Source organism: Vibrio sp. Y51_MX_L26 (assembly GCF_024181935.1).
GTDB classification, from domain to species: Bacteria; Pseudomonadota; Gammaproteobacteria; order Enterobacterales; family Vibrionaceae; genus Vibrio; species Vibrio diabolicus.
Genome location: NZ_JAMZAS010000003.1, coordinates 110,460 through 135,271, shown reverse-complemented (window position 1 = coordinate 135,271; position 24,812 = coordinate 110,460). Strand labels below are relative to the sequence as shown.

22 protein-coding genes are annotated in these 24,812 nt (G+C 45.3%); 12 read left to right on the top strand and 10 right to left on the bottom strand.

Annotation, left to right across the window (positions count from 1 at the left end):
- Window positions 1-62 precede the first annotated feature (62 nt).
- From sfsA to panC, 7 genes are all read left to right on the top strand, one after another.
- Window positions 63-779, top strand: a complete 717-nt coding sequence (gene sfsA / locus NL645_RS09315; protein ID WP_006743318.1) for a DNA/RNA nuclease SfsA — start codon at window positions 63-65, stop codon at window positions 777-779.
- A 136-nt stretch (window positions 780-915) separates the two neighbouring features.
- Window positions 916-1,362, top strand: a complete 447-nt coding sequence (dksA, locus tag NL645_RS09310; protein ID WP_005386584.1) for an RNA polymerase-binding protein DksA — start codon at window positions 916-918, stop codon at window positions 1,360-1,362.
- Between the two features lie 96 nt (window positions 1,363-1,458).
- Window positions 1,459-2,322, top strand: coding sequence for a tRNA glutamyl-Q(34) synthetase GluQRS (gene gluQRS / locus NL645_RS09305; protein ID WP_046875072.1), 864 nt, complete (start codon window positions 1,459-1,461; stop codon window positions 2,320-2,322).
- 101 nt (window positions 2,323-2,423) lie between these two features.
- A complete protein-coding gene (gene pcnB / locus NL645_RS09300; protein WP_253651611.1) occupies window positions 2,424-3,791 on the top strand; it encodes a polynucleotide adenylyltransferase PcnB in 1,368 nt (455 codons plus the stop codon).
- Window positions 3,788-4,273 (top strand): 2-amino-4-hydroxy-6-hydroxymethyldihydropteridine diphosphokinase, encoded by a 486-nt coding sequence (gene folK / locus NL645_RS09295; RefSeq protein WP_048625962.1) that lies wholly within the window; start codon window positions 3,788-3,790, stop codon window positions 4,271-4,273. The genes pcnB and folK overlap by 4 nt, the downstream gene beginning before the upstream one ends.
- 24 nt (window positions 4,274-4,297) lie before the next feature.
- Window positions 4,298-5,092, top strand: coding sequence for a 3-methyl-2-oxobutanoate hydroxymethyltransferase (gene panB / locus NL645_RS09290; RefSeq protein ID WP_005396718.1), 795 nt, complete (start codon window positions 4,298-4,300; stop codon window positions 5,090-5,092).
- Window positions 5,093-5,103: 11 nt separating this feature from the next.
- Window positions 5,104-6,009, top strand: a complete 906-nt coding sequence (gene panC / locus NL645_RS09285) for a pantoate--beta-alanine ligase (protein ID WP_253651610.1) — start codon at window positions 5,104-5,106, stop codon at window positions 6,007-6,009.
- 55 nt (window positions 6,010-6,064) lie between these two features.
- Here panC and NL645_RS09280 read toward each other — a convergent pair whose 3' ends face one another.
- The 4 genes from NL645_RS09280 to NL645_RS09265 all read right to left on the bottom strand — a co-directional run bounded on the left by NL645_RS09280 (window position 6,065) and on the right by NL645_RS09265 (window position 10,732).
- Window positions 6,065-6,994, bottom strand: a complete 930-nt coding sequence (locus tag NL645_RS09280; RefSeq protein WP_253651609.1) for a Kdo(2)-lipid IV(A) acyltransferase — start codon at window positions 6,992-6,994, stop codon at window positions 6,065-6,067.
- 127 nt (window positions 6,995-7,121) lie between these two features.
- Window positions 7,122-7,892, bottom strand: a complete 771-nt coding sequence (locus tag NL645_RS09275) for an ABC transporter permease (RefSeq protein ID WP_005396714.1) — start codon at window positions 7,890-7,892, stop codon at window positions 7,122-7,124.
- On the bottom strand, window positions 7,893-8,810 hold the full coding sequence (locus tag NL645_RS09270) for an ABC transporter ATP-binding protein (protein WP_047008973.1): 918 nt from the start codon (window positions 8,808-8,810) through the stop codon (window positions 7,893-7,895).
- A gap of 251 nt (window positions 8,811-9,061) precedes the next feature.
- Window positions 9,062-10,732, bottom strand: a complete 1,671-nt coding sequence (locus NL645_RS09265) for a SulP family inorganic anion transporter (protein WP_124008500.1) — start codon at window positions 10,730-10,732, stop codon at window positions 9,062-9,064.
- Window positions 10,733-11,009: 277 nt separating this feature from the next.
- On the opposite strand from NL645_RS09265, the gene can reads away from it, so the two are divergent.
- Entirely contained in the window at window positions 11,010-11,678 is a 669-nt protein-coding gene (can, locus tag NL645_RS09260; RefSeq protein ID WP_005379996.1) for a carbonate dehydratase, read from the top strand.
- A gap of 79 nt (window positions 11,679-11,757) precedes the next feature.
- Here can and hpt read toward each other — a convergent pair whose 3' ends face one another.
- Complete coding sequence (gene hpt / locus NL645_RS09255) at window positions 11,758-12,288, bottom strand: hypoxanthine phosphoribosyltransferase (protein WP_005379995.1); 531 nt, start codon at window positions 12,286-12,288, stop codon at window positions 11,758-11,760.
- Window positions 12,289-12,606: 318 nt separating this feature from the next.
- On the opposite strand from hpt, the gene opaR reads away from it, so the two are divergent.
- The gene (gene opaR, locus NL645_RS09250; RefSeq protein WP_031780576.1) at window positions 12,607-13,221 is read left to right on the top strand and encodes a transcriptional regulator OpaR; all 615 of its coding nucleotides are present in this window, start codon (window positions 12,607-12,609) and stop codon (window positions 13,219-13,221) included.
- A 145-nt stretch (window positions 13,222-13,366) separates the two neighbouring features.
- Here the strand turns inward: opaR and lpdA are convergent, their stop codons facing one another.
- From lpdA to ampD, 5 genes are all read right to left on the bottom strand, one after another.
- Window positions 13,367-14,794 (bottom strand): dihydrolipoyl dehydrogenase, encoded by a 1,428-nt coding sequence (lpdA, locus tag NL645_RS09245; RefSeq protein WP_005379993.1) that lies wholly within the window; start codon window positions 14,792-14,794, stop codon window positions 13,367-13,369.
- Between the two features lie 267 nt (window positions 14,795-15,061).
- The gene (gene aceF, locus NL645_RS09240; protein ID WP_253651608.1) at window positions 15,062-16,954 is read right to left on the bottom strand and encodes a pyruvate dehydrogenase complex dihydrolipoyllysine-residue acetyltransferase; all 1,893 of its coding nucleotides are present in this window, start codon (window positions 16,952-16,954) and stop codon (window positions 15,062-15,064) included.
- Window positions 16,955-16,973: 19 nt separating this feature from the next.
- Window positions 16,974-19,637 (bottom strand): pyruvate dehydrogenase (acetyl-transferring), homodimeric type, encoded by a 2,664-nt coding sequence (gene aceE, locus NL645_RS09235; RefSeq protein ID WP_005396679.1) that lies wholly within the window; start codon window positions 19,635-19,637, stop codon window positions 16,974-16,976.
- A 48-nt stretch (window positions 19,638-19,685) separates the two neighbouring features.
- Window positions 19,686-20,453, bottom strand: a complete 768-nt coding sequence (gene pdhR, locus NL645_RS09230; RefSeq protein WP_005396680.1) for a pyruvate dehydrogenase complex transcriptional repressor PdhR — start codon at window positions 20,451-20,453, stop codon at window positions 19,686-19,688.
- 405 nt (window positions 20,454-20,858) lie between these two features.
- Window positions 20,859-21,410 (bottom strand): 1,6-anhydro-N-acetylmuramyl-L-alanine amidase AmpD, encoded by a 552-nt coding sequence (gene ampD / locus NL645_RS09225; protein WP_012841421.1) that lies wholly within the window; start codon window positions 21,408-21,410, stop codon window positions 20,859-20,861.
- A gap of 92 nt (window positions 21,411-21,502) precedes the next feature.
- Between ampD and nadC the strand changes: the two genes are divergently transcribed.
- The 3 genes from nadC to pilB all read left to right on the top strand — a co-directional run bounded on the left by nadC (window position 21,503) and on the right by pilB (window position 24,796).
- Window positions 21,503-22,390, top strand: coding sequence for a carboxylating nicotinate-nucleotide diphosphorylase (nadC, locus tag NL645_RS09220; protein ID WP_253651607.1), 888 nt, complete (start codon window positions 21,503-21,505; stop codon window positions 22,388-22,390).
- A 262-nt stretch (window positions 22,391-22,652) separates the two neighbouring features.
- Window positions 22,653-23,111, top strand: coding sequence for a prepilin-type N-terminal cleavage/methylation domain-containing protein (locus tag NL645_RS09215; protein WP_151515108.1), 459 nt, complete (start codon window positions 22,653-22,655; stop codon window positions 23,109-23,111).
- Window positions 23,111-24,796 (top strand): type IV-A pilus assembly ATPase PilB, encoded by a 1,686-nt coding sequence (gene pilB / locus NL645_RS09210; protein ID WP_253651606.1) that lies wholly within the window; start codon window positions 23,111-23,113, stop codon window positions 24,794-24,796. The genes NL645_RS09215 and pilB overlap by 1 nt, the downstream gene beginning before the upstream one ends.
- Window positions 24,797-24,812: the final 16 nt, after the last annotated feature.

The window sequence follows — 24,812 nt, the reverse complement described above, 5'->3', positions numbered from 1 at the left end:
AATACCTTGTGGTGTAATGGTGGCAACATTGTACATAAAAAAATTTTTGTCTAAATAAGCAAATGCATTTCACACCCGCTTTAGAGTCCGCCACTCTACTCAAACGCTATAAACGCTTTCTTGCCGATATCGAACTCGATACCGGTGAAGTTCGTACTATCCACTGCGCAAACACTGGCGCTATGACAGGTTGTGCGACACCCGGAAACAAAGTTTGGTTTTCCACTTCCGACAACCCGAAACGAAAATATCCCAATAGTTGGGAGTTGAGTGAAACCGAACAAGGCCACCGCATTTGTATCAATACCGCGCGCGCCAACCAATTAGCCGTTGAGGCTATTGAAAATAATGTCATTTCAGAGCTTTGTGGTTATGACACACTTCAAACTGAGGTGAAATACGGTAATGAAAATAGCCGAATTGATATCTTGCTCAGCGCAGACAACAAGCCAAAGTGCTATATAGAAGTGAAAAGCGTCACTCTTCTTGATGAGACCGACTCTACTGGACAAGGATACTTCCCAGATGCGGTCACGACTCGGGGACAAAAGCACCTGAGAGAGCTCACAGAAATGGCACAAAATGGAAGTAGAGCCATACTTTTATTCACTGTTTTACATTCAGGTATTGAAAAAGTATCCGCGGCGCACCATATAGACGCGAAATATTCACTATTACTCAAACAAGCACAAGACGCTGGAGTGGAAGTTCTCTGCTACAAAGCTGAACTGAGCGATACTGGAATGAAGCTGATTTCCGCTATTGATTTTATCAATTAAGAGAAAAAATGATGTCGTCTTCACATTGACGATAACTTTGCGATTCAGTATTTGCTTGCACCGCCTCTTTTTGCTATAGATACCCGCCTTAAATTGACTGCGTAGCAGTTGACTAGGTGTAAGTAGGAGATGCTGTATGCCAGAATCAAAGAAGAAAACGATAGGCATCCTAGCCATTGCCGGCGTGGAGCCATATCAGGAAAAACCTGGTGAAGAGTACATGTCACCAGAGCAGGTTGAACACTTTACGAAAATCTTAACAGCTTGGCGCGACCAGCTGAGAGCTGAAGTGGATCGTACCGTTCACCACATGCAGGACGAAGCAGCAAACTTCCCAGATCCAGTTGACCGCGCCTCTCAAGAGGAAGAGTTCAGCCTAGAACTGCGTAACCGCGACCGCGAACGCCGTTTGATCAAGAAGATTGAAAAGACTTTGGATAAAATCAAAGAAGACGATTTTGGCTTCTGTGAGTCTTGTGGCGTAGAGATTGGCGTTCGCCGTCTTGAAGCACGTCCAACCGCTGACCTATGTATTGACTGTAAAACACTTGCAGAAATCAAAGAGAAGCAAATGCAAGGTTAATCAACCAAGCATTATGATTATTGAAGGGAGCTCAGGCTCCCTTTTTGTTTTGACTACCTTTGCATCCCATTTGTTTACTAAATTCGAGATACACGCATGACACGCTATGTAGGTCGATTCGCCCCATCTCCTTCTGGTCCTTTACATTTTGGTTCACTGATTGCCGCTCTTGGCAGCTATTTTCAAGCGAAAGCACACAACGGAACCTGGTTAGTACGTATTGAGGACTTGGACCCACCAAGAGAAATGCCAGGTGCGGCGCAACTAATCCTAGATGCGCTCAAAGCCTACCAGCTGCATTGGGATGGAGAGGTGGTATACCAGAGTGAACGTCATGACCTTTACCAAGCCCAAATAAACACATGGCTCGAAAATGGTGAGGCCTATTATTGCCAATGTACTCGAAAGCAAATTAAAGAGCATGGCGGGTTTTATCCTGGCACTTGCCGCGATAAAAACTTGAAAGACGGCGCGATTCGCCTAAAAATGACCAAGCCTGTCGCTCATTTCTTCGATCAGAAGCGTGGAACAATTAAGATTCCAGAGCAACTCGTTAATGAAGATTTCATTATTAAACGTCGAGATGGATTATTTGCTTATAATCTTGCGGTAGTATTGGACGACATCGACCAAGGCGTCACCGAAGTCGTGCGTGGTGCAGACTTAATCGAGCCAACAGGGCGTCAAATCAGTCTGTACCAGATACTTGGGCAGCCTGAAGTCAGCTACTTGCATTTACCATTGGCGATGGACAACAACGGCAATAAACTGTCGAAACAAAATCACGCGACGGCTATTGATATAGAGACACCAAAGCCTACTCTATTACGCGCCATGACATTTTTGGGCTTCGAGATACCGGAAGCCATAAAAGCGGCCAACATAGAAGAGATTCTTCGTTGGGGCTGCGAAAACTGGCGCTTGGAACAGCTTCCAACAGAGATCGAGATCACACCGTGATTCTCAAATGGCATTGTGTAGGCTATCATTAGCCGCAAATTAGGCCCTAGAGGCGCAAAAACTAACCAAAGCAAGATTGGACTAAACCCAGTTATTGCCAGATGTACATGAATACAAACGACTATACACCAAGCGAACCTGCCACTATTCCAGAGCTCGCTCTCAATGTAATAACTCGTGAAGAGCACAACATTTCGCGTAAGCAGATCAGTGATAATGCACTGAAGGTACTGTACCGCCTAAATGGTGCTGGTTTCGATGCTTTTCTTGTGGGTGGCGGGGTTCGAGACTTACTGCTTGGACAGAAACCAAAAGATTTTGACATTGCGACCAACGCAACGCCGGAACAGATCAAACAGCTATTTCGTAACTGCCGTTTGATTGGTCGCCGCTTCCGCTTGGCTCACATTATGTTTGGCCGAGACATCATTGAGGTTGCGACATTCCGTGGTCACCACCAAGAGCAAAAGAATAAGAGCATCTCTCAGCAATCGAAAGAAGGAATGCTGCTGCGGGACAATGTCTACGGCACCATCGATGAAGATGCTGAGCGCCGTGATTTCACGATTAACTCGATGTACTACAACATCGCGGATTACTCGATTCACGACTACGCACGTGGTATTGAAGATTTAGAAGATCGCCTAATTCGACTGATTGGTGATCCAGAAACACGCTATCGTGAAGACCCAGTGCGCATGCTGCGTGCGGTTCGTTTCGCGGTAAAACTAGACTTTGATATTGAAGAAGACACCGCAGCGCCAATCGAACACATGGCACCGTTGCTCGGTGACATTCCGTCAGCGCGTCTTTTTGAAGAGTCACTCAAATTATTGCAATCCGGTCATGGCTTAGAAACCTACCACCTACTGCGTGAGTACAACCTATTCCAGCAACTATTCCCGACGATTGCAGCGCACTTTACAGAAGATTACTCCTCTCACACTGAGCAGATGTTGGATCTCGTGTTGGATTCTACTGACATGCGCATCGAAGATGGGAAACGCATCAACCCAGCATTTATGTTTGCTGCAATGCTGTGGTATCCACTGTGTGCGAAAGCCGATGAGCTGATGGAAGAGCGCAACCTAGGCCATTACGACGCCATTATGGAAGCGAGTAACATCATTCTTGATGAGCAAGTTCGTACAATTGCCATCCCAAGACGCCACACCGCAACCATTCGCGAGATTTGGCAGTTACAGCTTCGTCTTCCACGACGCAACGGTAAACGTGCATTCCGCCTGATGGAGCTCAATAAATTTAGAGCTGGCTTTGATTTTCTTGAAATGCGCGGTGAAATTGAAGGTGGTGACACTCAGAAGCTTGCCAAGTGGTGGGAAACTTTCCAAAATGCAGGCCGAGAAATGCGTCAAGCAATGGCTGCCGACCTAGACGGTCAATCACCGAAGAGTGGTCAGCGCCGCCGTAAAACCTATCGCAAGAAAAAGAGTAAGCCTAAGTCATGATCACAGCGTACATTGCGGTAGGCAGTAACTTGGCTGATCCTGTCAGCCAAGCGAAGCAAGCGATTGAAGCGTTAAAAACGCTGCCTAAATCAGAGTTTGTTCAGGCTTCTTCGCTATACAGCAGCACGCCAATGGGACCACAAAACCAACCGGATTACATCAATGCGGTTGTGTCGATTAACACCAGTTTGACGCCTCTTGAGTTGCTCGATTGCACGCAAGCCATTGAGCAAGAACAAGGGCGTGTCCGTAAAGACGAACGTTGGGGACCAAGAACCTTGGACCTCGACATTGTTCTTTATGGCAATGAGGTGATTAATTCCGAGAGGCTGATCGTTCCTCATTATGGAATGAAAGAGCGTGAATTCGTACTCTACCCTCTTGCGGAAATTGCACCAAGTTTACAACTCCCCGATGGGACCGAGGTCTCTGAACTACTGGAACAAGTAGATAGAAACGGCCTCAGTATCTGGCAGTCATAGCCAACTCCTAGTAAGGATAAAACCATGAAAAAAATGACCATCAACGACCTAATCAAGTGGAAGCAAGAAGGTCGTAAATTTGCTACTTCAACCGCTTATGATGCGAGCTTTGCCCAACTGTTTGAAAGCCAAGAAATGCCAGTACTTCTTGTTGGTGATTCTCTAGGTATGGTTTTGCAAGGTCACAACGATACTCTGCCAGTAACGGTCGATGATATCGCTTACCATACTCGTTGCGTACGCGCAGGTAGCCCAAATTGTTTGTTGATGGCTGACATGCCATTCATGAGCTACACCACGCCAGAGCAAGCTTGCGAAAATGCGGCTACACTGATGCGTGCGGGTGCCAATATGGTGAAAATTGAAGGTGGTGACTGGCTAGTAGACACTGTAAAAATGCTCACTGAACGCTCGGTTCCAGTTTGTGCTCACCTTGGTTTAACTCCTCAAGCCGTGAATATTTTTGGTGGTTACAAAGTCCAAGGTCGCGATCAAGAAAAAGCGGACCGCATGGTGAAAGATGCGTTAGCACTGCAAGAAGCAGGCGCTCAAATCGTCTTACTAGAGTGCGTGCCTGCTGAGCTTGCTGAGCGTATTACGCAAGTGCTCGACGTGCCTGTTATCGGTATTGGAGCTGGTAACGTGACAGATGGTCAAATTCTCGTGATGCATGATATGTTCGGTATCTCTGCCAACTACATGCCGAAATTCTCCAAAAACTTTCTTGCTGAAACAGGTGATATGCGCAAAGCCGTTGCTAAATACATTGAAGATGTAGCCAACGGTGTATTCCCAGACGACGCTCATACCATTGCCTAGAGGATAAATGCATGCATACTTTTGCGGAAATCTCAGCAGTTCGTGAACACCTTAAAACCTTTAAACGTGAAGGTCGTAAAATTGCGTTTGTCCCAACCATGGGCAACCTTCACGAAGGTCACTTAACTTTAGTGCGTAAAGCACGCGAATACGCTGATATCGTTGTCGTAAGCATCTTTGTTAATCCGATGCAGTTTGATCGTGCAGACGATTTAAATAATTACCCACGCACGCTAGAGGAAGACTTAAGCAAGTTAACCTCTGAAGGGGTCGATGTGGTATTTACGCCAACACCAGAAGTTATCTACCCAGAAGGTCTGGATAAGCAAACCTTCGTCGATGTCCCTGGCCTATCAACAATTCTCGAAGGCGCGTCTCGACCAGGTCATTTCCGTGGCGTGACGACGATTGTGAATAAGCTGTTTAACATCGTACAACCGGATGTCGCGTGCTTCGGCGAGAAGGACTTCCAACAACTTGCTGTTATCCGCAAGATGGTTGATGACCTAGCAATGGACATTGAAATCATCGGTGTACCAACCGTACGTGAAATGGACGGGTTAGCTATGAGCTCTCGCAATGGCTTACTCACGCTGGATGAGCGCCAGCGTGCGCCAGTACTTGCTCGTACAATGCGTTGGATCAGTAGTGCCATTCGTGGCGGCCGTGATGACTACGCATCGATCATCGAAGATGCGAGCGACCAACTGCGAGCTGCTGGTTTGCATCCTGATGAGATCTTCATTCGTGATGCTCGTACTTTACAAGTGATCACGCCAGAAACGACACAAGCCGTCATTCTGATGTCTGCGTTCTTAGGCAAAGCTCGTCTTATCGATAACCAAACGGTAGATATGGTTGTCGAAGCGAAGGAAGAAGCAGAGTCTAGTAATACAAACTCAGAGAGCGCAGAGTAAGCACTGAGCCATCAAGACGTAAAAAGGTCGACTCTTAGTCGACCTTTTTTATGTTCTACGTATAGACGCAATCTAACCCTTCAGGGCGTGTTTTAAACCGCTTGTGCAGCCACATCCACGCTGGAATATCACGTTTTATCATTTTCTCAAGCTCTTGGTTCAAGATACTTGCCGCTTTAATCGCATTACGCCTCTCGAAACGCTCACTGATATCTTTTCCAATATATAACGTGTAATGGTGATTCTTGCTCACTGTGACGCCAGATATGACCGCACACTTTGTTGCGTCTATAAGCACACTAGAGCCCAAAGTACTCGCGGCTTGTTCAACAGCAAAGAACGGCGCAAAAACAGAATGGTTGACGCCATAATCATGGTCGGGCAAATACCAAAGTCGATGACCATTTTTCAGAACTTTGAGCATTGATTTCACGTCTTTTCGATCAATCATTTGATGCCCAAAACGAGTTCGGCCTCGATGTTGAATAAACTCATAAGCAGGATTCGAATTTGGGCGATACACACCGTAACCTTTGGCAAACTGGCTAAAAATACAAGCGGTTATCTCTAAGTTTAAATGGTGACTGCACACCACCAACACACCACGCCCATTCTTTTCCTCAGCGAGTAAACGATCTTTCCCAACAATAGCGGTTATCCGACGTATCCGCCAATCTGGCCAAAACCAGGCTATGCCCGTTTCGATGATCGCCATTCCCGTATATTGAAAGTTTTTTCGTACTACGTCCTTACATTGCCAATCCGTAAAATCAGGGAAACACAGCTGGAGATTACGCAGAGCGATCTTGTGTCGGCGCTTCATTACATGCATCGCAATACAACCGATGCCTCTACCTAAAACTTTCAACACCACGTAAGGGAGTAGATTTACAATGACCGCTAGAGAGCCAAATGCTAGCCAAACAGACCAATACTTGGGCTTAAGTAACTGATAGGAGAAAGGCGGCGGCGGGACAATATTCATAGGATCACTCATTTATTACAAATGATTGAAACCTAACATGATAAAAACCGAAAGATTGTATGGGAGTGTATTGTTATGCATGCCAAAGAGCAGCATGATTCGCTGCTCTTTGTTGTGTGGGAGAGTCTTAGCTTCTTAGCCCAATACCTTTCGTTACTAAGTAATGAGCAACGGCATACAGCGCTATCACAAACACCGCAAGCACACTGAATGAGGTGACAATACCCACATCCGATACGCCTAAAAAACCATAACGGAACGCATTCACCATGTAGACGATTGGGTTAATCTTAGAGACACCTTGCCAAAATTCAGGCAGTAAGCTGATGGAATAAAAAACACCACCCAAGTAGGTTAACGGAGTCAACACAAATGTAGGAATGATCGAAATATCATCAAACGTTTTTGCATAGACCGCATTGATCAGTCCGCCTAGAGCAAATACAACGGATGTCATGAAGACGGTCGCAACAATAATGCCCCAGTGTTCAACTTGCAGATCCACAAACAATAGAGACACACAGGTAACAATAGCGCCTACTAACAAACCTCGAGTCACACCGCCCATTACGTAGCCAGCAATGATCACGTAATTTGGCACTGGTGCCACCAGCAGTTCTTCAATGTTCTTCTGTAGTTTTGCACTAAAGAACGAAGACGCCACATTCGAGTATGAATTGGTGATCACCGACATCATGATCAAACCTGGAACTATGTACTCCATGTAACTAAAGCCGCTCATCTCACCGATTCGAGAGCCAATAAGATTACCGAAAATGATGAAATACAGTGTCATTGTGATTGCAGGCGGAACTAAAGTTTGCACCCAAATGCGCGTAAAACGGGTGATCTCTTTGCTCAGCAAGCTACGAAATGCCGTCCAATATAAACCGTACATTTACTTACTCCCTTCTCTTACAATGCTAACAAACAACTCTTCCAGTCGGTTGGCTTTGTTACGCATTGAAAGAACTCTAATACCATGCTCTGTTAACTGACTGAACACTGAATTCAATCCTTGGCTTTTATCTAGCTCTATCTCTAAAGAGCCATCAACAATACTTTGTCGATTGACGCCTTCAAGCTCAGGCACCTCACCTTCAGATTCAATGTCTAGGATAAATGTCTCGACGCTTAACTTACCTAGCAACGCCTTCATGGTGGTGTTTTCGATCAACTCACCTCGGTTAATAATGCCGATATTTCGACACAGCATCTCCGCTTCTTCTAGGTAGTGCGTCGTCAAAATAATCGTAATCCCTTGCTCTTGGTTGATCTCTTTCAGAAATTCCCACATTGAGCGGCGTAGTTCAATGTCCACCCCAGCCGTTGGTTCATCCAAAATGAGCAACTGCGGCTCGTGCATCAAAGCTCGGGCGATCATCAAACGGCGCTTCATCCCGCCAGATAAATTACGGGCACGCTCTTTACGTTTTTCCCATAAATCGAGTTTTTTCAGGTACTTTTCAGCTCGTTCTTTGGCTAATACTTTAGACACACCGTAATAGCCCGCTTGCTGCATCACGATTTGTTCAACAGTTTCAAACTGATTGAAGTTGAACTCTTGTGGCACCAAGCCTAAATTCTGTTTGGCCAACTCAAGGTCGGTATCAATGTCATAACCGAAAACTTTCGTCGTCCCAGAAGTTTTGTTCACTAAGGAAGAGATGATGCCGATCGTGGTCGATTTTCCTGCACCATTGGGACCCAGAAGCGCGTAGAAGTCACCCTTTTTCACTTGGAGACTAATACCTTTTAACGCCTCAAAGCCACCTGCATACGTCTTGCGCAGCTGTTCAATTTCTAATGCGTACATAAGGTCGTGATTGCCGTTTGTTTGTGATTACTAATACCGACTCGATGTTTATCAGCGGTTTACTACGAAATCGCCTTGGGTATTGTACTGGAGGTCCATCAGTTTATCGTTGAATAACGATGATTACAATTAAACCTTTCGATAATATTGGAAATATAGTCCCTATCAACGTAAAGGTTATCTGCAAGTAAGGAAAAGTTAGGGAATAAAAAACGCAACAGAGCGCTGTTGCGTTTTAACGATCAGAGTGATTACGCCGTTATACGCTGATACTGGTCCGCCTCGACATGTGCTACCGCCGCATTTAATGCTTCATAACGGAATTGGTACATATTGTCATTCGGGACAAGATCAATAACGTGGAACTTTTCTAGCTGTTCTCGCGTACGCTCATTTGGACACAACAAATACACGGCACAATTAGCATCGAGCGCATCTTTAATCGCGTTTTCTAACGCTAAACCGACAGTAACATCAATCATAGGTACATCGGTAAGATCGAGAATCATCACATCATAATCCGAAATACTGGAATGCTGGCGTGAAATTGCCTTAGAAACACTGAAGATCATTGGGCCCGAAAGATAAAAGAACAGTACTTTGCCATTGGCGCGATCAAGCAAGCCACGCTCGCTGTCAGTTAGCGGCACATCGTCTTCATCCGCGTCGCTGATCGCTTTCACTTGTCTCGCCTGCTCTCGGCTCAGACGCTCAATGATAATAATGTTGGAAATAAAGACGCCCAAGCCCACGGCAACGATAAGATCAACGAACACTGTGAGCAACATAACGCCATACATTACCGCCATTCCGGAAAAGCTAACCTTGTGTGCTCGTTGAATAAAACTCCAATCCAAAATGTTAAAGCCGACATATACTGCAATGCCAGCCAACACAGCCATTGGGATCGGCTCCGTTAATCCACCCGCAACCAATACGACCAATGCAAGCATAAGTGCACGAATCACACCGGACAATGGCGAACGAGCCCCAACTTGAATGTTAGTCACCGTGCCCATCGTTGCGCCCGCGCCAGGTAGTGCACCAAACAAGCCTGAGATCATGTTGGCAAGACCTTGGCCTCGCAGTTCTTTGTCTGAGTCGTGCTCTTTACGAGTCAAGGAGTCACCGATAACCGCCGTTAACAAAGTGTCGATACAACCTAAGGTGCCGAGCACCAACGCATCAATAACCATCTCAACAAACATATCTGGATCAATATGAGGAGCAACGAGAGAAGGCAATCCTGCCGGGATTTCACCGATACGACGAATGTCTTCCGTATCGAAGAACATCACAGACAATAAAGTCACCGCAACCAACGCCACGAGTTGCGCTGGTATATATTTTCGATATTGCTTAGGGAAGAAAAAGAGAATCCCCAAAGTCAGTAGACCTAAAAACAGTTCACTGAACTTGAGGTTAGAAATGGTCTCCGGCAAAGCAGATAATGTTCCGAGCACTCCTCCAGAAGGAGCAGCATGCCCCATCAAAGGTGATAGCTGCAAAATGATAAGAATCACGCCAATCCCTGACATAAAGCCCGAAATCACGCTATAAGGCATCAAGGTAACGTATTTACCCAGTTTTAACGTCCCTAATAGGATTTGGAACGCGCCAGCCATCATAACAACCGTGAAGGTCATGGCCATGCCCGTTTCTGGATACTTCGCCATCATACTGGTTAACACAGCGGTCATGATTACCGTCATTGGCCCTGTTGGTTCTGATATTAACGTATTAGAACCACCAAACAATGAAGCAAACAGACCGACCATTATTGCGCCCCAGAGGCCTGCTTCTGCCCCTGCACCGGATGCAACACCGAACGCTAACGCCAAAGGAAGAGAGATAATCGCCGTGGTTACCCCGCCAAATACATCCCCTTTGAAATTAATATCTTCAAAACGACTACCGAACACTGCTGATTTCCCTGCATTCAATTTTAAAAAGTAAAATGTCATTACTTTAACGAGCCAGGCGAAAATTTAAACCATAAATAGATTAAGGCTAAATTCACACCACAAATAATTAGGCCTAATTTTACGTTTTTATTGATGAAAACTAGTCAGATGAGTCCTGTCTGACGAATATTTAACGGGATCGAAATTGTAACATTGTGTATAGTTACAACACTGATCGCTTGCATGTTCATATAAGCGGCAGCGCTTTTGTCTTTTAAGGGAAGTAGTTTGCAAGATGCCGGAAATTAAACAGTTATTTGAAAACAATTCAAAATGGTCTCAAGAGATCAAATCTGATCGACCTGAATACTTCGCAAAACTCGCAGAGGGTCAAAAGCCCGATTTTCTTTGGATTGGCTGTTCTGATAGCCGTGTCCCTGCCGAGCGACTAACCGGACTATACTCGGGTGAACTATTCGTTCATCGGAATGTTGCAAACCAAGTCATCCATACTGATCTCAACTGTCTGTCCGTCGTTCAATACGCCGTAGACGTTCTTAAGGTTAAGCACATCATTGTCTGTGGACACTATGGCTGTGGTGGCGTAAACGCTGCCATTGATAACCCTAAGCTAGGTCTTATTAATAATTGGCTGTTACATATCAGAGATATCTATTTCAAACACCGCACTTACCTAGATCAAATGCCGCAGCAAGATCGAGCAGATAAACTAGGCGAGCTTAATGTCGCAGAGCAAGTGTACAACTTGGGTAACTCAACCATCCTGCAAAACGCTTGGGAGCGTGGGCAAGATGTTGAAATTCATGGCGTGGTATACGGAATTGAAGATGGTCGTTTAGAGTACTTAGGCATTCGTTCTAACTCTAAGGAAACCGTAGAAGCGTCTTATCAGAAAGCCCTTTCGACGATTCTAAATACAGACAATAAGCTGCTTTGTCGCTAAGCTACATCTAAAAGTTGAACAAAAAACGCCCATCTTATATGGGCGTTTTTTTTTGTATTTTTAATGCTGCTCTCAATGATTATTCTTGAGGTACAACTTTACCGATGTATGGTAAGTGGCGGTATTTCTGCGCGTAATCAATACCCACACCAACGACAAACTCATCTGGGATTTCGAAACCAATCCAATCCACAGGAACATTCACTTCACGACGAGATGGCTTATCTAGGAGTGTACAAATCGCGATAGACTTCGGTTCACGCAGCGAAAGAATCTCACGGATTTTATTTAGTGTGTTACCAGTATCAATGATGTCTTCAACAAGCAAAATGTCTTTGCCTTTGATGTCATCATCCAAATCTTTCAAGATACGAACGTCACGTGAACTTTCCATTGTGTTGCCGTAGCTTGACGCAGTCATAAAATCAACTTGGTGAGTCAGTTCGATAGCACGTGCCAAGTCTGCCATAAATACAAATGAGCCACGCAATAAGCCTACCAACACAAGATCTTCACTACCTTGATAACGCTCTGTAATTTGTTTGCCTAATTCACGAACTCGTTCCTGAACTTCTTGCTCAGAAATCATGACTTCTATTGTATGTTTCATACTGTGCTCAATCTAATTTGTGGGTTGAGGTAAGTCGCACGCAAACGATCACCTAATCTTACGGCGTGTAGTGTATCACCACGTTCATTGGGTTGAAAGTCACATCCTGTTGCCAAAAAATCTTGGAAGAAGGTCTTAGTTTTATAAAGTTCATAGCTAATTTTATCAATAATAATGACATTACTGTATATAAATCGTTCTACAGATGTTGACCTTGTTGATATGCACCATTACACTCATCACTGCTTTAAGCAACTATTAAAATAATCAATTAGGGGGTTACCCCCAATATCAACTCAAATGGCAAGGAAAATGGATATGGACTCAATTGCAAAGAGACCTAGAACTAGGCTTTCCCCGATTAAGCGTAAGCAACAGTTAATGGAAATCGCATTGGAAGTGTTTGCGCGCCGCGGCATCGGTCGTGGTGGTCATGCAGATATCGCAGAAATTGCTCAAGTTTCTGTGGCGACCGTTTTTAACTACTTCCCGACTCGTGAAGACTTGGTGGATGAAGTACTCAACCACGTCGTACGTCAGTTCTCGAACTTCCTATCGGATAACATTGACTTAGACTTACACGCACGTGAAAACATCGCCAATATTACTAATGCGATGATCGAGCTTGTCAGCCAAGATTGTCACTGGCTAAAAGTTTGGTTCGAGTGGAGCGCTTCAACACGTGATGAAGTATGGCCATTGTTTGTTTCAACTAACCGTACTAACCAGTTGCTGGTACAAAACATGTTCATTAAAGCGATTGAACGTGGCGAAGTGTGTGACCAGCACGATTCAGAACACTTGGCAAACTTGTTCCACGGTATTTGTTACTCACTGTTTGTCCAAGCGAACCGAGCAAAAAGTGAAGCGGAACTTAAGCACCTTGTTAGTTCATACTTAGACATGCTTTGCATTTACAACCGTGAACACTAAAGCTTAACTCGCAATATATGTCAGCCCACCGTTTGGTGGGCTTTTTATTGTCTGCTGTCATCCGAGCACACGTTTATATTCCTACCTAACAAACATAAAAAAACCGCTGCAATGCAGCGGTTTCTATCATTCAGTCAGAAAAAGCTTACTTCTTCTTAACTGCTTTTTTGTTTGGCAGGTCAGTGATTGAACCTTCAAATACTTCAGCAGCTAGACCTACAGACTCGTGTAGAGTTGGGTGAGCGTGGATAGTCAGAGCGATATCTTCTGCATCACAGCCCATCTCAATTGCAAGGCCAATTTCACCAAGTAGTTCACCACCGTTAGTACCAACGATAGCACCACCGATTACGCGGTGAGTTTCTTTGTCGAAGATTAGCTTAGTCATACCGTCTGCACAGTCAGATGCGATTGCACGACCTGATGCTGCCCATGGGAATGTCGCCACTTCGTACTTGATGCCTTCTTCTTTCGCTTCTTTTTCAGTCTTACCAACCCAAGCTACTTCTGGCTCAGTGTACGCAATTGAAGGGATAACTTTAGGGTCGAAGTAGTGCTTCTTACCAGAGATAACTTCAGCAGCTACGTGACCTTCATGCACACCTTTGTGAGCAAGCATTGGTTGACCAACGATATCACCGATCGCGAAGATGTGAGGAACGTTAGTACGCATTTGCTTATCAACGTTGATGAAGCCACGCTCGTCAATTTCTAGACCCGCTTTTTCACCGTCGATTAGCTTACCATTTGGTACACGACCGATAGCAACTAGAACCGCATCGTAACGCTCAGCTTCAGCTGGCGCTTTCTTGCCTTCCATTGAAACGTAGATACCGTCTTCTTTTGCTTCAACTGCTGTTACTTTCGTTTCTAGCATTAGCTTGAACTTGTCTTTGATACGCTTAGTAAATACTTTCACGATATCTTTGTCTGCTGCAGGAATTACCTGGTCAAACATTTCAACAACTTCAACTTTAGAACCTAGAGAGTGGTAAACCGTACCCATTTCTAGACCGATGATACCACCACCCATGATAAGCAGTTTTTCTGGCACTTCTTTTAGTTCAAGAGCGTCAGTAGAGTCCCAAATACGTGGGTCTTCATGCGGGATAAATGGCAGTTTGATTGGACGAGAACCAGCCGCAACGATTGCGTTGTCAAAGTTAACAACTGTTGGCTCACCTTCGCCTTCTACAAGGATAGAGTTAGGGCCAGTGAACTTACCGTAACCGTTAACTACTGTAACGTTACGCATCTTAGCCATGCCGCTTAGGCCGCCAGTTAGTTGGTTAACAACTTTTTCTTTCCAGATGCGGATTTTGCTGATGTCTGTTTGAGGCTCACCGAATACAACGCCGTGGTCAGCCATCGCTTTCGCTTCTTCAATTACTTTAGAAACGTGAAGCAGTGCTTTAGATGGGATACAACCCACGTTCAGACATACACCGCCAAGCGTGCTGTAACGTTCAACTAGTACAGTTTCAAGACCTAAGTCCGCACAACGGAATGCAGCGGAGTAACCAGCAGGACCAGAACCAAGTACAACAACTTGGGCTTTAATTTCTTTGCTCATTTTGACCTCTTGTAGTCATTATCCCTAACAGGCTGAGTGGGTATCGATTTTTTATGTTTAAGAGAGATTTGTTTTAAACAGTTATTTTCAGACCGCTAACAGTTTACAGAGATGTTAATGGTGTGAAAAGTAAATCAATTTAGCCTGTGAGCTAGACAACAATTCGATTGTGAAAACCCTGAACGAAGCAAGGCTGATAACCAAATTGTCGGTAATTATGATTAGCAGAGGCGGCTAAGTTGCCGCCTCTCATTCATCTAATTTCTATTACAGAACTAGACGACGAATGTCAGATAGACATGAGTTTAGGTAAGTGATGAAGCGCGCACCTTCAGCACCATCGATCACACGGTGGTCGTATGATAGAGACAGTGGAAGTTGTAGACGCGGTTCAAACTCTTTACCGTTCCATACCGGTTTCATTTCTGACTTAGACACACCTAGGATACCAACTTCTGGCGCGTTTACGATTGGAGTAAACGCCGTACCGCCGATACCACCTAGGCTAGAGATAGTGAAACAGCCACCTTGCATGTCAGCAGCAGTTAGCTTACCTGCACGTGCTTTCTTAGAAACCGCCATTAGCTCTTCAGATAGCTCGTAGATGCCTTTCTTGTTCACGTCTTTAAATACAGGAACAACTAGACCGTTTGGTGTATCTACCGCGATACCAACATTCACGTATTTCTTCAGAATTAGGCTCTCTCCGTCTTCTGATAGAGAAGAGTTGAACGCTGGGAACGCTTCAAGCGCTTTAGCTACCGCTTTCATGATGAACACAAGTGGCGTGATCTTCATGCCAGTGTCTTTCTTCGCTTCAATCGCGTTTTGCTCTTTACGGAATGCTTCAAGAGCCGTGATGTCTGCGTTATCCCACTGTGTAACGTGCGGGATCATTACCCAGTTACGGTGTAGGTTTGCACCAGAGATCTTCTTAATGCGAGATAGCGGTTGAACTTCTGTCTCACCAAACTTGCTGAAGTCCACTTTTGGCCATGGTAGTAGACCAAGAGCCGCGCCGTCGCCTTTACCAGATGCTGCTGCACCTGCGCCAGACTCAAGACGCTTAAGTGCATCTTTCACGTAAGCTTGAACGTCTTCTTTTAGGATACGGCTCTTACGACCAGAACCTTTAACCTTAGAAAGGTTAACGCCAAATTCACGCGCTAGACGACGAACAACTGGAGACGCGTGAGCGTACTCATCGTTTTCTTTGAAATCGCCAGTCGCTGCTGGAGCTGCTGCCGCTGGAGCTTCTGCTTTAGGAGCCGGAGCTGCAGGTGCTGCCGCTTGAGCTGGAGCTGCTGCAGGAGCAGGTGCTGCGCCCGCCACTTCGAATACCATGATTAGTGAGCCAGTAGACACCTTGTCGCCAGCTGCAATCTTGATTTCTTTAACCGTACCAGCAAATGGTGCAGGAACTTCCATAGAAGCTTTGTCACCTTCAACAGTGATTAGAGATTGCTCTTCTTCCACTGTGTCGCCAACTGCAACCATGATCTCAGTAACTTCAACTTCGTCGCCGCCGATATCTGGAACGTTCACTTCTTTTGCCGCAGACGCTGCTGGAGCTGCTACCGCAGGAGCTTCAGCTGCCGCTGGTGCTGCTGGAGCGCCTGAACCTGCTGTTTCGAATACCATGATAAGTGAGCCAGTCGATACTTTATCGCCAGCTGCAACTTTGATCTCTTTTAGAGTCCCTGCGAATGGCGCTGGAACTTCCATAGAAGCTTTGTCGCCTTCAACAGTTAGAAGAGATTGCTCTTCTTCGATGCTGTCGCCAACGGCAACCATGATTTCAGTAACTTCTACTTCATCACCACCGATGTCTGGTACGTGAACTTCTTTTAGTTCTGCCGCTGCTGCTGGAGCTGGAGCTGCTGCTGGAGCTGCTTCTGCCGCAGGAGCAGGTGCAGCGTCAGCTGCACCCTCGGCTTCGAAAATCATGATTAGAGAACCAGTAGAAACCTTGTCGCCTTCTGCAACTTTGATTTCTTTAACGATACCCGCTTGAGAAGCAGGAACTTCCATAGAAGCTTTATCGCCTTCAACTGTGATCAGAGACTGCTCTTCTTCAACCTTGTCGCCAACGCTTACAAGAATCTCAGTAACTTCAACCTCATCCGCACCGATGTCTGGTACATTAATTTCGATTGCCATTTCTTATCTACCTTCTTAATTAAGCGTATAGCGGGTTTGTTTTCTCTGTGTCGATGTCGAATTTCTTAATTGCTTCTGCAACTACAGATTTCTCAACTTCGCCACGTTTCGCTAGTTCAGTTAGCGCTGCTACTACTACGTAACCTGCGTTCACTTCGAAGTGACGACGTAGGTTTTCACGGCTGTCTGAACGACCGAAGCCATCAGTACCAAGAACTTTGAAAGACTCAGCAGGAATGTATGCACGAACCTGCTCTGCGTAGTTCTTCATGTAGTCAGTTGCTGCGATAGCAGGCTCAGTACCCATTACTGTTTGGATGTAAGGTACTTTCGCTTCCGCTTCTGGGTGAAGCATGTTGAAACGCTCTGCATCTTGGCCATCGCGAGTTAGTTCGTTGAATGACGTTACAGAGTAAACATCAGAAGCAACACCGTAATCTTCGCTTAGGATTTGAGCTGCTTTACGTACTTCATTCATGATAGTACCAGAGCTCATCAGCTGAACTTTCGCTTTGTCGCCCGTGTAAGTTTCTAGCTTGTAGATACCTTTACGGATGCCTTCTTCAGCGCCTTCTGGCATTGCTGGCATTGCGTAGTTTTCGTTCATTAGCGTTAGGTAGTAGAACACGTTTTCTTGTTCTGGACCGTACATGCGACGGATACCGTCTTGCATGATTACAGCTACTTCGTACGCGAATGTTGGGTCGTAAGAAATACAGTTAGGAACCGTACCCGCCAAAATGTGCGAGTGGCCGTCTTCGTGCTGTAGACCTTCACCGTTCAACGTTGTACGACCCGCAGTTGCACCTAGTAGGAAACCACGTGCTTGTTGGTCACCAGCCATCCACGCCATGTCGCCAACACGTTGGAAGCCGAACATTGAGTAGTAGATGTAGAACGGAATCATTGGTAGGTCGTTTGTCGAGTATGAAGTCGCAGCAGCAACCCATGAAGACATAGCACCTAGCTCGTTGATACCTTCTTGTAGAACCTGACCTGAAGTCGCTTCTTTGTAGTAAGAGACAACGCCACGGTCTTCTGGTGTGTAAGTTTGACCGTGCGGGTTGTAGATACCGATTTGACGGAACAGACCTTCCATACCGAATGTACGCGCTTCGTCAGCAATGATAGGAACGATGTTCTTACCAATGTTCTTGTTCTTAAGTAGAACGTTTAGTGCACGTACGAATGCCATAGTAGAAGAGATATCACGCTTCTGTTCTTCTAGTAGTGGCTTGAATTCTTCTAGCTCAGGAACGATGAATTCTTGAGTGAATTTTGGTAGACGCTGTGGTGTGTAGCCGTGTAGCGCTTTACGACGAGCGTGTAGGTATTCGTACTCTTTTGAACCTTCTTCAAGTTTCAGGTACGGAAGTTCTTTCACAGCTTCGTCAGTTAGGATGTCTTGAAGACCTAGACGATCACGTAGGTGTAGTACGTGAGTCATGTCCATCTTCTTAACTTGGTGCGCGATGTTCTTACCTTCAGCCGCTTCACCCATGCCGTAACCTTTAACAGTCTTAGCTAGGATTACTGTTGGACGACCTTTAGTTTCTGCCGCGTTTTTGTATGCCGCGTATAGCTTAGAAGACTCGTGACCACCACGCTTAAGTGCGAAGATTTCGTCATCAGTCATGTCAGCAACAAGTGCCGCTGTCTCTGGATATTTACCAAAGAAGTGCTCACGTACGTACGCGCCATCTTTAGATTTGAATGTTTGGTAGTCGCCATCGATCGTTTCGTTCATAAGCTGTAGAAGCTTACCAGAAGTATCTTTAGCTAGTAGTGAATCCCAGTTGTTACCCCAGATTACCTTCACTACGTTCCAACCAGCACCTTTGAACAGACCTTCAAGTTCTTGAATGATCTTACCGTTACCCATTACAGGGCCATCTAGACGCTGTAGGTTACAGTTGATTAGGAAACATAGGTTGTCTAGTTTCTCACGCGCAGCGAAAGAGATAGCACCACGTGATTCTGGCTCATCCATCTCACCGTCACCTAGGAACGCGTAAACGCGCTGCTCTGAAGTATCTTTAAGACCACGGCCTTCTAGGTACTTAAGGAAACGAGCTTGGTAGATAGAAGCGATTGGACCTAGGCCCATCGATACTGTCGGGAACTGCCAGAATTCAGGCATCAGTTTAGGGTGCGGGTATGAAGGAATACCTTTGCCGTCTACTTCTTGACGGAAGTTGTCTAGCTGCTCTTCAGTTAGACGACCTTCAACGAATGCACGTGAGTAGATACCTGGTGAAATGTGACCTTGGTAGTAAACTAGGTCGCCACCGTCCTTCTCGTTTGGCGCACGGAAGAAGTGGTTGAAACATGTCTCGTAGAACGCAGCAGAAGACTGGAAAGACGCCATGTGGCCGCCTAGCTCTAGGTCTTTCTTAGATGCACGTAGAACGATCATGATAGCGTTCCAACGAATAATTGAGCGAATACGACGCTCAAGTGTTGTGTCACCTGGGTATGCTGGTTCTTGGTCTGCAGGAATCGTGTTGATGTAGTTAGTTGTGATACCTGTTGGCATATCAACACCGTCTAGACGTGCTTTATCTAGAACTTGCTCTAATAGGAATTGAGCACGCTCTAGACCTTCTTCACGTACAACTGACTCAAGCGCTTGTAGCCATTCTTGAGTTTCCAGTGCATCTACGTCATGCTTCATATCAGACATGGCGATCTATCCTTCTGTTGGTTGGATCTACTTATTTAAGTAACGCTCTTACGAGTCATTACCCTGCTGAATTCGACGTAGAGAACGCTCTCGTCGAGACTCTTCTCGAGTCAAATCCAACAATGTTTCTTCGATGTAAGCCAAGTGCGAGTGGGACATTTCTCGCGCCTTTTCAGGCTGACCAGAAACAATCGCATCCACGATATTGGCTCGGTGTTTACTGACTTTCTCGACCGCTTCTGGGCGGCGACGTAGTAATTTAAAATTTTGTAGAATATTTTGCTCAAGCAAAGGTGCTAAGCTTCGAACAATGTGCAACAAAACCACGTTGTGCGCGGCTTCTGTCAAAGCGATCAAAAATTGCATCACTTCCGCAGATTCAGCTTCGATATCGTTGTTTGCTTGCTCTTGGCTAATGCGCTCAAGGCAACCTTGAATACGCGCAAAATCTTCTTCGGTACCACGTAAAGCTGCAAAGTAAGCTGAAATTCCTTCCATTGCATGACGAGACTCAAGCACATCAAGCTGGGTTTCAGAATGACTAGACAACAAATTCAACAAGGGATCTGAAAAGCTCTTCCAGATATTCTCACTTACGAATGTTCCGCCACCTTGGCGACGAGTCAACAAACGCTTCGCTTCTAAGCGTTGAATGGCTTCTCGGACTGAAGGACGAGACACATCGAACTGTCTTGCCAGTTCACGCTCTGGAGGCAGTTGTTGCCCCGGAGACAATGTTCCTTCCACTATCAACCTTTCTAACTCTTGTTCTATAACATCAGAGAGTTTTGGCTGACGAATCCTTTGATAAGCCATAATTTATTGTTCTTCTACTCTTGCAGGTAATTGGTAATACCAATTTTAAGTTGGTGCAGAAATTAACATAATTAAAACGCCACTGTCCAGCCGAAAATTGACCTAAATCATAGAACGAGCTTACTTCCAACACTCTGATAACAATCGACTGTTAAAACAGCAATAGAATTGGTATGACCAATTACATAAAGCATACAAATGGGAAGTCGACGTGCTAGCAATTTTGGAAAAGAAATACAGAAAATGACAAAATTATCAGTCTATTTCTTCACCAAAACGGCGTATACGAGCGTAAAAATGTAGTTAACTTTTAACAATCATTAATATTTCTGGTATCAAAAAAAGGCATACCTGATCGTATGCCTTATTTATTTCGCTTTTTTGAATTTACACTTTCGCTACAAATCAACGCTGTATAAGCTGTCTATATTTCACCCAATCAAAGCTTAGACCAGGATCGCTTTTTCTCAAGGGCGCAATATATTGATGACCGGTAATTCGTGGCAGGGTGATGTGGGGATAAGACTGCATAATCACCTCAGTGATCTCTGCAAGTGATTGATATTGCGCATCTGTGTAGGCAGTAAATTCTGTCCCTTCAAGCTCGATACCAATGGAATAGTCATTACAACGCTCCCTGCCCGCGAAACTGGATTGACCGGCATGCCATGCTCTATCGAGAAAAGAAACAAATTGAACAACCTCGCCGTTTCTCTTAATCAAGCAATGTGCAGAAACGCCCATTTTGTGAATAACTTCAAAAAATGGATGTGCGTTTGGGTCTAGCTTGCCAGTGAAGAAGTCCTCTATATATGGTCCACCAAACTGCCCAGGAGGCAAACTGATGTTGTGTACCACCAGCAGAGAGATGTCGTTTATATCAGAGCGAGCATCAAAAAATGGTGACGGAACATGCTTTGCCTGTGTCAGCCAGCCATTCTCGATAATTGGGCGCATATCAACCTCTCTACTTTGCAAATTAACTGCTGAAATTATTGACACCGGAGAGTATCATTCGTTGCCATCTCCCTTTCAAGACAAGATTTGCGATGAAGAACACACACAACATTCAAGAACGCCTAGAATACCTTAAACAACAACTCCCTTTAGAGATCACTCGCTCTGTCGCTGATACCTTAAAAGAAGATCTAGGTGGCAATGTCGACGCAGATAACGACATTACTGCATCTTTGATCCCTGCCGAGGCGGTTAATACCGCAACGATTATTACTCGTGAGCATGGTGTGTTCTGTGGTCAAGCATGGGCTGATGAAGTTTTTAAGCAGCTCGGTGGTAAGGTCAGTATTGAATGGCACGTAAAGGACGGCGATAAAGTCGAACCTAACCAAACCCTTTGCACGCTGACAGGCCCTGCTCGTGACTTGTTGACTGGTGAGCGTAACGCAATGAACTTCATCCAAACGCTGTCTGGCTGCGCAACAGTTACCGCAGAGTACGCTGAAAAAATCGCGCATACTGAGTGTCGTCTACTAGACACACGTAAAACCATTCCTGGTCTGCGTAGCGCACTAAAATACGCCGTGACGTGTGGTGGTGGCTTTAACCATCGCATCGGCGTGTTCGATGCTTACCTTATTAAAGAAAACCACATTATTGCTTGTGGTGGCATCACTCAAGCCATCCAAAAAGCGAAAGAGCTTAACCCAGGCAAGCCAGTAGAAGTAGAAACGGAAAGCTTAGAAGAGTTGAAACAAGCGATAGACGCCGGTGCCAACATCATCATGCTAGATAACTTCACGAAAGAAATGATGCGTGAAGCCGTAGCGATTAACGCAGGTCGTGCCGCTTTAGAGAACTCAGGGAACATTACGCTAGAGACCATCGCAGAATACGCAGAAACCGGTGTCGATTACATTTCGGTAGGCGCGTTGACTAAGCATCTAAAAGCGATGGATCTTTCGATGCGCTTCAAATAATAAAAGAAACACAATCTCAATTACTTTAACTAACTCAGTTAGTTGTGAGTGATTCATCATTAAAAAGGGCCAATTGGCCCTTTCTTTTTATCCACTCAAAAAATAGTACTACTCGCAAAACTCTGCATGCGATATGCAACTTTTCACCAAAGAGTTTTATCTCACTCGAGAGCCCATCCCTTCCCCATTTTCAACCCACCTTAACTCTCCATAATCTTTCGCTAATGCAAGAGCATTATTAATTTTTAAGAAAGGGTTAAAAATGAAAAACAGTAAACATAAAAAACAACAGGGTTTCACCCTGATTGAATTGATGATTGTGGTGGCGATTATCGGTATTTTGGCTGCATTTGCCGTGCCTGCCTACTCAGACTACACACAACGAACTCGTGTTGCGGGCGCAGCAGCAGGGATCAGTGGCTTTAAAACAGCCATTGCCATGTGTGCTCAAGAGCGTGGCCAGCTTAACGGTTGCAACAACGCCGCCAATGACATCCCAGCAGCAATTGCAGCAAATGACGCTGGTGCGACCATTGCTTATGTGGACCAATTAACTGTGAACGATGGCGTTATTGCCATGACCACTACAGGTGTTGATGGCGCAGGTACCGAGCTAACACTAACGTTAACACCGAATATTGGTAGCGGCGTTGTTCAGTGGACACTTGCTGGTACTGGTTGTACAACCCCTGGGCGCAGCATTGATTGTTCTGGTAACTAATGCTAACCAATCTCTCCACGGTTCTTCGCCAGGCCGGGTTACTAACATTTTCCCAAGAAGAATCGTTAATAGAGCAAGTCAAAGCTTCTGGCATTTCGATGCCGGAGGCTTTGCTCAGTTCAGGGTTATTTACATCACGCGAACTCACTGAACATTTAAATTCTATTTTTGGATTAAATCAGCCCGAGTTATCTCAGTACGAGTACGCTTCGCTTTGTCAGCAACTTGGCCTTAGGGAATTAATCACACGGCATAACGCACTCCCACTCCACCGTACGACTTCAACGTTATTACTCGCCGTTGCCGACCCCACGAACCAACAAGCAGAAGACGATTTTCGCTTTGCCACTGGTTTACAGATTGAAATGGTGTTGGCGGATTTTCGTCAACTCAGCGCGGCAATTCGACGCTTATATGGTCGTTCATTGAGTCATGAGAAGTCCGGGTTAAAAGAGATCAACCAAGAAGAGTTAGCCAACCTGGTTGATGTGGGCGCAGATGAAATCGACAACATTGAAGACTTGAGCCAAGACGAGTCACCCGTCAGCCGTTACATAAACCAAATTCTGCTGGACGCTGTGCGCAAAGGCGCATCCGATATCCACTTTGAGCCTTATGAAAAGATGTACCGCGTGCGCCTACGCTGTGATGGCATCTTAATTGAAACACAGCAGCCACCAAGCCACTTAAGTCGCCGCTTATCCGCTCGTATCAAAATCCTCTCTAAGCTTGATATTGCAGAGCGACGTTTACCACAAGACGGGCGTATTAAGCTCAAGTTGAATCAAGACACCGCAATTGATATGCGTGTATCCACGCTACCTACTCTATTCGGAGAGAAAATTGTACTACGACTGCTCGACAGCAGCTCTGCGTCACTGGATATCGACAAGCTTGGTTATAGCGAACAACAAAAAAAATTGTACTTGGATGCGCTGCGTCGCCCACAAGGCATGATTCTGATGACAGGCCCAACCGGGAGCGGTAAAACCGTTTCTCTGTACACTGGGCTGAGTATTCTCAATAAACCAGAAATCAACATTTCCACGGCAGAAGACCCAGTAGAAATTAACTTATCGGGCATTAACCAAGTTCAAGTTCAGCCTAAGATTGGTTTTGGTTTTGCCGAAGCCCTGCGCTCTTTCTTACGTCAAGACCCCGATGTAGTAATGGTCGGTGAGATTCGTGACTTAGACACTGCGGAAATAGCCATAAAAGCATCGCAAACCGGTCACTTAGTACTTTCAACCTTACATACCAATTCTGCGGCTGAAACGGTTATTCGTTTATCAAACATGGGCGTAGAAAGCTTTAACTTGGCCTCCTCTCTTAGTTTGATTATTGCCCAGCGCTTGGCCCGTAAACTGTGCTCACACTGCAAACAATCACAAGAGCTTACCGTTCAGCTACAACATCTCGGAATTCAAACAAGCGACAACATTTTTAAAGCCAATCCCGATGGATGCAATGAGTGTACCCATGGTTATTCCGGCCGAACGGGGATTTATGAAGTGATGCGCTTTGATGAATTTCTTTCCGAAGCGCTTATAAAAGGCGCATCAGTGCATGAACTAGAAAAACTCGCCATCGCAAATGGTATGAGCACGTTACAAATGTCGGGCATAGAAAAACTCAAACAAGGGATCACAAGTTTTAGTGAACTACAGCGCGTACTTTATTTTTAATCCTTTAATCAGCAGT